The following is a 10,479-nucleotide window of genomic DNA, read 5'->3' as shown; positions in this document are numbered from 1 at the left end:
AGGAGGAAGCGGCCGGGGTTCTCGGACTGCGCGGAGCGCACCAGGCCCCAGACCGCGGCGGCGGCCAGGTCGTGGCCGGTGGTCGCGCCCCGGGTGACCAGGGCGAGCCGGGAGGCGACGAACCGCTCGTCCTGCTCGAGCCAGGTCTGTACGGCGGCGAGGGCGTCGGTGGCGGCGCGGTGCGCTGCGGTGACCGGGTCGGCGTCCGGGCCGGTGCCGGCGAGCGTCAGCAGGACGGTGTCCGGGACGGCGCCGTCGGCGGCGGCGAGGGCCGCGAGGTCCGGGTGGACGGTGAGGTCGCCGAACTGGGGCAGGGCGCGCAGGCCGAAGGGGTCCTCGCCGACGAGGGCGGCGGTGCCGGAGGCGGCGGCCGCCGTCACGGGCACCCAGTCGAGGCGGAACAGGGCGTCGCGGACCAGCGCGGCGGCGGCGTCGATCTCGCGGACCGCGACCGCGCGCAGGATCAGCGAGTCGGCGGACAGGACGAGCTGTCCCGCGTCGTCGGCGACGGCGATCGCGACGGCGTCACCGGCCGCCGGGGCCAGCCGCACCCGCAGGGTGGTGGCGCCGCTCGCGTGCAGGCTCACGCCCTCCCAGGAGAAGGGCAGTCCGCCGGCGGCGCGCTCGTCGAGGTCGACGAACGACGCGGCGTGCAGGGCGGAGTCGAGGAGCGCGGGGTGCAGGCCGAAGGACTGGGCGTCGGTGTGGCCGGACTCGGGCAGGACGACCTCGGCGAAGACCTCGTCGGCGCGGCGCCAGACGGCGCGCAGGCCCTGGAAGAGCGGGCCGTAGCCGAAGCCGCCGTCGGCGAGCCGCTCGTAGAGGCCGTCCACGGGCAGGGCCTCGGCGTCGGCCGGGGGCCAGACGGTGGGGTCGAAGTCGGTGGCGGCGCGGGAGGGGGACAGCACACCGGTGGCGTGGGACGTCCAGGGGGCGTCCTCGTTGGCGTCGGGGCGGCCGTAGACGGTGAGGCTGCGGCGGCCGGACTCGTCCGGGTTGCCGATCGACAGCTGGACCTGGACGCCGCCCTGCTCGGGCAGGACGAGGGGCGCCGCCAAGGTCAGTTCGTCGACGCGGTCGCAGCCGACCTCGTCGCCGGCGCGGACGGCCAGCTCCAGGAAGGCGGTGCCGGGCAGCAGGGTGGTGCCGCGGACGGTGTGGTCGGCGAGCCACGGGTGGCTGAGCAGGGAGATCCGGCCGGTCAGCAGCGCGCCCTCGGAGTCGGCGAGGGAGACCGCGGCGGACAGCAGCGGGTGGTGGGCGGCGCCGAGCCCGACGGAGCGCAGGTCGGCGGCGCCGCCCTGGACGGCGCGCGGCCAGTAGCGGCGGCGCTGGAAGGTGTACGTGGGCAGGTCGGTGCGGCGGGCTCCGGTGCCGGTGAAGCAGGCGTCCCAGCGCAGCGTGGTGCCGTGGGTGTGCAGCGCGGCGAGCGCTGCGGTGAAGGTGTGGTCCTCGGGGCGTCCCTCGCGCAGCGCGGGCACGGTGACGGCGTCGGAGCCGGCGGCGTCCAGGCAGTTCTGTGCCATGGCGGACAGGACGCTGTCAGGGCCGAGTTCGAGGAAGGCGGTGACGTCGTGCCGGGCGAGCCAGTCGATGCCGTCGGCGAAGCGGACGGCGTGGCGGACATGGTCGACCCAGTAGTCGGGCGAGGTGAGCTGGGCGACGGTGGCCGGCTCACCGGTCACGTTGGACACCACGGGCAGCAGCGGGCTGTGCAGCGTGAGGCCTTCGACGATGCCGCGGAACTCGTCGAGCATCGGTGCCATGAGCGGCGAGTGGAAGGCGTGCGAGACGCGGAGTCTGCTCGTCCTGCGCCCGTCGGCCGCCAGGCGGGCCGCCAGTTCGGTGACGGTGGTCTCGTCGCCGGAGAGGACGACGGCGGAGGGGCCGTTGACGGCGGCGAGGGACACCAGGTCCTCGTGGCCGGCGAGCAGCGGGGCGACCTCCTCCTCGCTCGCCTGCACGGCGACCATCGCGCCGCCCTCGGGCAGCGCCTGCATGAGCCGGCCGCGGGCGGCCACCAGGGCGCACGCGTCGTCGAGGGAGAGCACTCCGGCGACATGCGCGGCGGCGATCTCGCCCACGGAGTGGCCGGCCAGGTGGTCCGGCTTGACCTCGAAGGACTCCAGCAGGCGGTAGAGGGCGACCTCGACGGCGAACAGCGCGGGCTGCGCGTACTCGGTGCGGTCGAGGCGGGCGGCGTCCTCGCCCCACAGCACCTCGCGCAGCGGCACGTCCAGGTGGGGGGTGAAGGCGTCGAGGGCGGCGTCCAGGGCGGCGGCGAACATCGGGAAGCGAGCGGCGAGTTCGCGGCCGGCGCCGAGGCGCTGGGCGCCCTGTCCGGTGAACAGGACGGCGAGGCGGGTCTCGGTGCGGGCGGTGCCGGTGACGGTGTCGGCCAGGGCGGCCGGGTCGGCGCCTCCGGCGATCGCGGTCAGCCGCTCGGTCAGGCCGGGCAGGCTCGCGGCGAGCAGGACGGCCCGGTGCTCGAACGCGGTGCGGGTGGTGGCGAGCGAGTAGGCGGTGTCCGTCAGCGCGGGCGGGGTGCCGGTGCCGAGGGTGGTGAGCAGGGCGGCGGCCTGGGCGCGCAGCACCTCGGGGCCGCGGCCGGAGAGCAGCACGGGCACGGCGCCGCTGACGGTGGCCGGGGTGCTCGGGGTGTCGTCCTCGGTGTCGGCGGGCTCCGGCTCGGGGGCCTGCTCGACGATGGTGTGGGCGTTGGTGCCGCTGATGCCGAAGGAGGAGACGGCCGCGCGGCGGGGGGCGCCGGTGGCGGGCCAGTCGGTGTTCTCGGTGAGGACGCGGACGGCGCCCTGGGACCAGTCGACGTGACGGGTGGGCTCCTCGGCGAGGAGGGTGCGGGGCAGCACGCCGTGCCGCATCGCCATGACCATCTTGATGACACCGGCGACACCGGCGGCGGCCTGGGTGTGGCTGATGTTGGACTTCACCGAGCCGAGCAGCAGCGGCTTGTCCTCGTCGCGGTGCTGCCCGTAGGTGGCGAGCAGCGCCTGCGCCTCGACGGGGTCGCCGAGGGTGGTGCCGGTGCCGTGCGCCTCGACGACGTCGATGTCGCTCGCGGAGAGCCGGGCGTTGACGAGGGCCTGCTCGATGACCGCCTGCTGGGAGGGGCCGTTGGGGGCGGTGAGGCCGTTGGAGGCGCCGTCCTGGTTCACGGCGGTGCCGCGGACGACGGCGAGGATCTCGCGACCGTTGCGGATCGCGTCGGACAGGCGCTCCAGGACGAGGATGCCGACGCCCTCGGCCCAGCCGGTGCCGTCGGCCGTGTCGCCGAAGGAGCGGCAGCGGCCGTCGGCGGACAGTCCTCCCTGGCGGCCCATCTCGATGAAGGTGCCGGGCCCTGACATGACGGTGACGCCGCCCGCGAGGGCGAGGGTGCACTCGCCCGCGCGCAGCGCCTGGGTGGCGAGGTGGAGGGCGACCAGGGAGGAGGAGCAGGCGGTGTCGACGGTGACGGCGGGACCCACCGTGCCGAAGGTGTACGAGATGCGGCCGGACAGCACGCTGCCGGTGTTGCCGGTGAGCTGGAAGCCCTCGGCGCCGTCGGCGGGGCCGACCCGGTAGTCCTGGGCCATGGCGCCGATGAAGACGCCGGTGCGGCTGCCCTTGACGGAGGTGGGGTCGATGCCGGCGCGCTCGAACGCCTCCCAGGCGGACTCCAGGACGACCCGCTGCTGCGGGTCCATGGCGACCGCCTCGCGCGGCGAGATGCCGAAGAAGTCCGCGTCGAAGTCCGTCGCGTCGTGGAGGAATCCACCGCGGAAGGTCGACGAGGAGGAGAGCGCCTCCATGTCCCAGCCGCGGTCGGCGGGGAACGGGGTGACACCGTTCCCGCCGGCCTCGACCATCCGCCACAGGTCCTCGGGGCTGCTGACGCCACCGGGGTAGCGACAGGTCATGCCGACGATGGCGATCGGCTCCTGGGCTGCCGACTCCAGCTCGCTCACGCGCCGCCGCGCGCGTCGCAGATCGGCGGTCGCAAGCTTGAGGTAATCCCGGAGCTTCTGTTCGTTGTCCATCTCAACCCATCCCGACGGCCGACGGCCGTACACGCATCGCCGAAATCTCTGCGCCGTGCTGCAGAACACCGACTCGCCACATGGCTCTCCCCAGCGGGAGAAGCCATGAGGCGAGTCTGGAGGGAGGCCCGGCAGGAAATCCCTAGAACTTGGAGGGGCTTTCGCCCGTTACCAGCTGTGCGCCAGCAGAAGGTCGTCGAGTTCGTTCTGCCGGGAAACGAGCGCCAGGTCGGCGTCGACCATCATCCGCATGAGTTCCGGGAAATCGACACTCGGCTTCCAGCCCAGCTGGGCCTGCGCCTTGGCGCTGTCGGCGCACAGCACCTCGACCTCGGCGGGCCGGACGAGGTCGGGGTCGATGACGACGTGGTCCTCCCAGTCGAGGCCCACGTGCTCGAAGGCGTAGCGGACCGCGTCGCGCACGGTGTGCATCTCGCCGGTGCCGATCACGTAGTCGTCGCCGGCGTCCTGCTGGAGCATCAGGTGCATGGCGCGGACGTAGTCGCCCGCGTAGCCCCAGTCGCGGACCGCGTCCATGTTGCCGAGGGCCAGTTCGTCCTGGAGCCCCAGCTTGATGCGGGCGACCGCGAGAGAGATCTTGCGGGTCACGAACTCCTGGCCGCGGCGGGGCGATTCGTGGTTGAACAGCATTCCGGAGACCGCGTACATACCGAACGACTCGCGGTAGTTGCGGGTGATGAAGTGACCGTACGCCTTGGCCGCGCCGTAGGGGCTGCGCGGGTGGAAGATCGTGGTCTCCCGCTGCGGCGTCTCGGCGACCTTGCCGAACATCTCCGAGGAGGACGCCTGGTAGAAGCGGATCTGGCCCTCGGGACCCGCGGTGCGGGACATGCTCAGCCCGCTCACCATGCGGATGGCCTCCAGGACCCGCAGCACGCCCATGCCGTTCACCTCGGTGACCAGTTCGGCCTGCTGCCAGGACATCGGCACGAACGAGATCGCGCCGAGGTTGTACACCTCGTCCGGCTGTACGCGGTCGACCGCCGAGACCAGGCTGGCCTGGTCCATGAGGTCCCCGTCCACGAAGGACAGTTCGGAAACGAGCCGGCTCACCCGGGACTTGCGGGGGTTGGCCTGGCCACGGATGAGACCCCACACCTGGTACCCCTGCGACAGCAGGTGCTCCGCCAGATAGGACCCGTCCTGGCCGGTAATTCCGGTGATCAGTGCGCGCTTGGGCATTTCATTCCCATCTCAACCGCAAAGAGACCGTCCAAACGCTGCGCTCGGTCGACGACCTGGCCTCGAGAAAGCTGTCCGGACGAAAGACACCGGCACGCTCCCAAGCGGCGGAAGTCAATGTCAACGCTTCTCGAACTTACTAGGGAATTCCCGGGCGGGCCGATGCGGCCGGGGCGAACACTAGGGAAATCCGGGTGCGGTGTGGGATCCAATGACCGGGTCGGCGTGCCGGCCGACTCCGTTCCAACGGGCGGCCACTGGCCGCCGTCAACCGGGGTGTCATTCCGTGCTGTTGAGACTCATGCGCACACGACTGCGCCCCTACGCGGGGTCCGTTGCCACTCTGGTCGCCCTGCATCTGGTGCAGATCCTCGGCACGCTGCTGCTGCCGACGCTGGGCGCCGCGCTCATCGACGAGGGAGTCGTCCGCGAGGACAGCGACCGCATCGGCGCCATCGGCGCGGCGATGGCGGTGGTGGCACTGGTGCAGATCGCCGCGGCACTGGGCGCCGCGGCACTGGGCGCGCGCACCTCCACCGCCCTCGGGCGGGACCTGCGCTCCGCGGTCTTCCGCCGCGTGCTGGACTTCTCCGCCCGCGAGATCGGCCGCTTCGGCACCCCGTCCCTGCTGACCCGCTCGGTGAACGACGTGCAACAGGTGCAGAACCTCGCCCAGTCCGGGCTCGGCATCTTCGTCGCGGCCCCCCTGATGTGTCTGGGCAGTGTGGTGCTCGCGCTGCGCCAGGACGTGCCGATGGCTCTGGTCCTCGTCCCGATGGTGCTGGTGGTGGGCGTCTGCTTCGGTTTCCTGCTGGCCCGTATGGCCGCGCTGTACGCCCGGCTGCAGCGGACGCTCGACCGGCTGGGGCGGCTGCTGCGGGAGCAGATCACCGGGGTGCGCGTGGTGCGCTCCTTCGCCCGTGACTCCTACGAGGGCGAGCGCTTCACCCGCACCAACGAGGAGCTCTTCGGCCTGTCCCTGGGGGTGGGCCGGCTCATCGCGGTGATGCTGCCGTCGGTCCTGCTGCTGATGAACCTCTTCACCCTGGCGCTGCTGTGGGTGGGGGCCCGGCGGATCGACTCGGGCAGCATGCAGATCGGCTCGCTCAGCGCCTTCCTCAGCTATCTGTCGCTCATCCTGATGTCCGTGGTGATGCTCGCCTTCGTGTTCCTGAACGTGCCGCGGGCCCGGGTGTGCGCGGAGCGGATCACGGAGGTCCTCGACGCGGAGACCGATGTCGTCCCGCCCACCGCGCCGCGGCCCATGGCGGGTCCCGCCGGGCAGGTCGAGCTGCTGGACGCCGAGTTCCGCTACCCGGGCGCCGAGAACGCCGTACTGCGGGACCTGTCGCTGACGCTGAAGCCCGGTGAGCGGGTCGCGGTCCTCGGCAGCACCGGCTCCGGCAAGACCACGCTGCTGCAGCTGATCCTGCGGCTGGTCGACGCGACCGCGGGCGAGGTGCGGATCGGCGGCACGGATGTGCGCGCACTGGACCCGTCGGTGCTGGCCGACGCCGTGGGCTACGTGCCGCAGCGGCCGTACCTGTTCGCCGGGACCGTCGCGACCAATCTGCGCTTCGGCCGGCCGGACGCCACGGACGAGGAGCTGTGGGAGGTGCTGCGGGTCGCCCAGGCGGACGACTTCGTGGCCCGGCTCGGCGGCCTCGACGCGGAGATCGCCCAGGGCGGCACCACCGTCTCCGGCGGCCAGCGCCAGCGGCTGGCGATCGCACGGGCGCTGCTGCGCCGCCCCGCCGTCTATCTCTTCGACGACTCCTTCTCCGCGCTCGACCAGAGCACGGAGGCGGCGCTGCGGGAGGCCCTCGTGCCCCACACGGCGGGCGCAACCGTGATCACCGTGGCGCAGCGTGTGGCCTCCGTACGCGACGCCGACCGGATCGTCGTCCTGGACCAGGGGGGCATCGCCGCCACCGGCACCCATGACGAGCTGCTGCGCGACAGTCCCACCTACCGCGAGATCGCGCTCTCGCAGCGCACCCGAGAGGAAACCGCTCATGGCGCCGGACGTTCCTGAGAAGCACGAACAGGAGCACGAGGAGGCGCACGGAGAGGCGCACGGAGAGGCGCACGAATCGGACCGGCCGGTCCGCCGGCTCGCCGGTCTGCTGCGCCCGCACCGCCGGTCCGTGGGCCTCGCCCTGGCGGCGGGTGTCGTCGGCATCCTCCTCAACGCCTTCGGCCCGCTGCTGCTGGGCCGCGTCACCGACCTGATCGCCGACGGCATCCTCGGGCACGGCGGACCGGCCCCGGGTGTCGACTTCGGGGCGCTCGGCGGGCTGCTGCTGATCCTGCTGGTTCTGTACGTGCTGGCGTCGGTGTTCATGCTGGTCCAGAACTGGCTGGTGGCATCGGTGGTCCGCCTGCTCATCCACGACCTGCGGCACCGGGCGCAGGAGAAACTGGCGCGGCTGCCGCTGCGCCACTTCGACCGGCAGCCGGCGGGCGAGACGCTCAGCCGCAGCACGGACGACATCGACAACCTCCAGCAGACGCTCCAGCAGACCCTGACCGACCTGATCAGCTCCGTGTTCTCGCTGGTCATCATGCTGTCCCTGATGCTGATCATCTCGCCTTCGCTGGCCGCGGTGATGCTGCTGAGCGTCCCGGTGTCGGGGCTGCTCGCCGCCTGGATCGCCAAACGGGCCCAGCCGCGGTACGCCGCCCAGTGGGCCGCGAGCGGCACGCTGACCGCGCATGTCGAGGAGATGTGCGCCGGGCACGCGCTGGTGAAGGCCTTCGACCGGCGGGCGGAGGCCGAGCGGCGCTTCGACGAGCGCAACGCGGCGGTGTACCGGGCCGGTGCCGGAGCGCAGTTCGCGTCCGGCGCGATCGAGCCCGTGATGATGTTCGTCGCCAACCTCGGCTATGTCGCGGTCGCCGTCGTCGGCGCCTGGAAGGTCGTGGACGGCTCGCTGACACTGGGCGACGTGCAGGCGTTCATCCTGTACGCACGGCAGTTCAGCCAGCCGATCGTGGAGATCGCCTCGGTCGCGGGCCGCCTGCAGTCCGGGGTGGCCTCCGCGCAGCGGGTGTTCACGCTGCTCGACGCGCCGGAGCAGGATCCCGAACCGCGCAGCCCGCTCGCTCCGGAACGCGCCGGGGGCCGGGTGGAGTTCCAGGACGTGTCGTTCCGCTACTCCCCCGACGTGCCGCTCATCGAGGGGCTGTCCCTGTCCGTGGAACCCGGCAGCACGGTGGCGATCGTCGGCCAGAGCGGCGCCGGCAAGACCACGGTCGCCAACCTGCTGATGCGCTTCTACGAGATCGACTCGGGCCGCATCCTCCTGGACGGCACCGACATCGCCGCGATGAACCGCGACGACCTGCGCTCCCGCTTCGGCCTCGTCCTCCAGGACACCTGGCTGTTCAAGGGAACGATCGCCGAGAACATCGCCTACGGGTCCCCGGGCGCGACCCGCGCGGACGTCGTGGAGGCGGCCCGTGCGACCTGCGCCGACCGCTTCATCCGCACCCTGTCGCAGGGGTACGACACGGTCCTGGACGACGAGTCCGGCGGTGTCAGCGCCGGGGAGAAGCAACTGATCACGGTCGCGCGGGCGTTCCTCGCCCGGCCCGCCGTGCTCATCCTGGACGAGGCGACCAGCTCCGTGGACACCCGCACCGAGCTGCTGATCCAGCGGGCCATGAACACCCTGCGGGCGGGCCGGACGAGTTTCGTGATCGCGCACCGCCTGTCCACCATCCGGGACGCCGACGTCATCGTCGTGATGGAGTCCGGCCGGATCGTCGAGCAGGGCACCCACGACCAGCTCATCGAAGCGCGGGGCCCCTACGCCCGCCTGCACGCCGCCCGCGCCACCGCCCCCACCGCCGACGCGACGACCGGCTGACCGGCTGACCGGCTGACCGGCGGAACAGACAGGGAGTTGACGGCGTGCGTATGGTGGGGAGGAAACGCATCAACGCCCGCCCCGGGCCTTGTGATCCGGGCGGGCCGAACGGGGGAAGAAAGGTGCGTGCCCGATGACGATCGGGCTCCTCTCCACGATGGCCGCCGTGTTCTACGGGGGCACGGTCTCGATCCTCGCTCTGACCGCGACCTTCGCCCGACGCCGCACGCTGCGGCGGGAAGCGCGCAGCACCCTCGCCGTCCTGGTGCCGGGGAGGGCGGTGCAGTCGCAACAGGGGGCCGAGTAGTCGCCGCCGGCCCTCGTCCACGGGGGTGACCGGCTGATCTCGGCCGAGCGGGACGGGTTCGAGCGGGACGGATTGAAGTAACTCACCGGTGGCGGTCGCGATCGCCGCTGCCGCCACCGGTGAACGGACCTGCGGACCTCACAGCCCCGGGAACCGCCGCCTGCGTTCGTCGCAGTGGTCGCGCAGGCCGTCCACCAGGGCGTGCAGGGCGGTACGGGCATAGTGCGAGGCGTCCCACCCGGCATACAGCGGGACCGTCAGTGGCCCGTCGGCGGTCCGCACGACCAGTTCCGTGAGACCGAAGCGGGCATCGTCCGTGACCAGGCATACTCCTCGGCCCGCCGCGGCCAGCGCCTGCGCGAAGGCCGAGGAACCTGTCTCCGACACCCCGGCGGGCGTGAGGCCCGCACGGCTGATGGCCTCGTCCACGACGAGGCGGGCCACATTGGAGCGGGACATCAGAATGAGCGGTTCGGTGACCAGCTCGGCGAGAGCGATCGTGGTGCGCTCGCTCCAGGGGTGACCGGCGGGCACCTGCGCGATGACCGGCGTTCGGCCCAGGAACGCCGACTCCAACGGCGCCGGCGCCGGAATCGTGGAGATGCCGAGGTCGGCGTCACTGCGCATCAGCGTGTCGAAGACCTTGCTCGGCTCCTCCTGAAGGGCGTCCCGCAGCGTGGGTCCCGCCATGGCGCCACCGGCCATGAACGGGGCCAGGAGATAAGCCACCGTGGAGGGGGAGGCGACCACGGTGAAGGCCGCGGCCTCGCCCTGCCCAGCGGCCGCCATCGTCTCGGCGGCCTGCTCGGCACGGCGCACCAGGTCCTGGGCGATGGGCCGAAAGCGGCGGCCCGCGGCGTTCAACGTCAGGGAACCGGGACGGCGCGTGAACAGCGAGACGCCCAAGTCCTTCTCGAGTGCGCTCAGTTGACGCGACAGGGAGGGCTGCGCGACATGCACCTTGCGAGCCGCGGCGGTGACCGAGTCCGCCTCGGCGACGGCGAGGAAGTAGCGCAGCACGCGCAGCTCCATGAATGACCTCCGGGACGACGCCCAT

The 10,479-nt window shown here is 72.3% G+C and carries 6 protein-coding genes; 3 read left to right on the top strand and 3 right to left on the bottom strand.

Going from position 1 to position 10,479, the window contains the following annotated elements; all coding sequences use genetic code 11:
- Together ACWEK3_RS21100 and ACWEK3_RS21095 are read right to left on the bottom strand one after the other, a co-directional pair.
- On the bottom strand, positions 1-4,040 hold a 4,040-nt coding region (locus tag ACWEK3_RS21100; protein WP_453250323.1), incomplete at its 3' end, for a type I polyketide synthase.
- A 168-nt stretch (positions 4,041-4,208) separates the two neighbouring features.
- On the bottom strand, positions 4,209-5,243 hold the full coding sequence (locus ACWEK3_RS21095) for a GDP-mannose 4,6-dehydratase (RefSeq protein WP_365432582.1): 1,035 nt from the start codon (positions 5,241-5,243) through the stop codon (positions 4,209-4,211).
- A 286-nt stretch (positions 5,244-5,529) separates the two neighbouring features.
- Between ACWEK3_RS21095 and ACWEK3_RS21090 the strand changes: the two genes are divergently transcribed.
- From ACWEK3_RS21090 to ACWEK3_RS21080, 3 genes are all read left to right on the top strand, one after another.
- Entirely contained in the window at positions 5,530-7,278 is a 1,749-nt protein-coding gene (locus ACWEK3_RS21090) for an ABC transporter ATP-binding protein (protein ID WP_453250322.1), read from the top strand.
- Positions 7,259-9,115: an ABC transporter ATP-binding protein gene (locus ACWEK3_RS21085; RefSeq protein ID WP_453250321.1), complete on the top strand. Its 1,857-nt coding sequence runs from the start codon at positions 7,259-7,261 to the stop codon at positions 9,113-9,115. The genes ACWEK3_RS21090 and ACWEK3_RS21085 overlap by 20 nt, the downstream gene beginning before the upstream one ends.
- Positions 9,116-9,248: 133 nt before the next feature.
- Complete coding sequence (locus ACWEK3_RS21080; protein ID WP_384437040.1) at positions 9,249-9,422, top strand: hypothetical protein; 174 nt, start codon at positions 9,249-9,251, stop codon at positions 9,420-9,422.
- 138 nt (positions 9,423-9,560) lie between these two features.
- Here ACWEK3_RS21080 and ACWEK3_RS21075 read toward each other — a convergent pair whose 3' ends face one another.
- Positions 9,561-10,454, bottom strand: a complete 894-nt coding sequence (locus tag ACWEK3_RS21075) for a LysR family transcriptional regulator (RefSeq protein WP_450544402.1) — start codon at positions 10,452-10,454, stop codon at positions 9,561-9,563.
- Positions 10,455-10,479: the final 25 nt, after the last annotated feature.

The sequence above is a fragment of the Streptomyces sp. NPDC004721 genome (assembly GCF_053601495.1).
The sequence above is the reverse complement of the archived record's forward strand: the minus strand, read 5'-3'. Positions and strand labels throughout refer to the sequence as shown.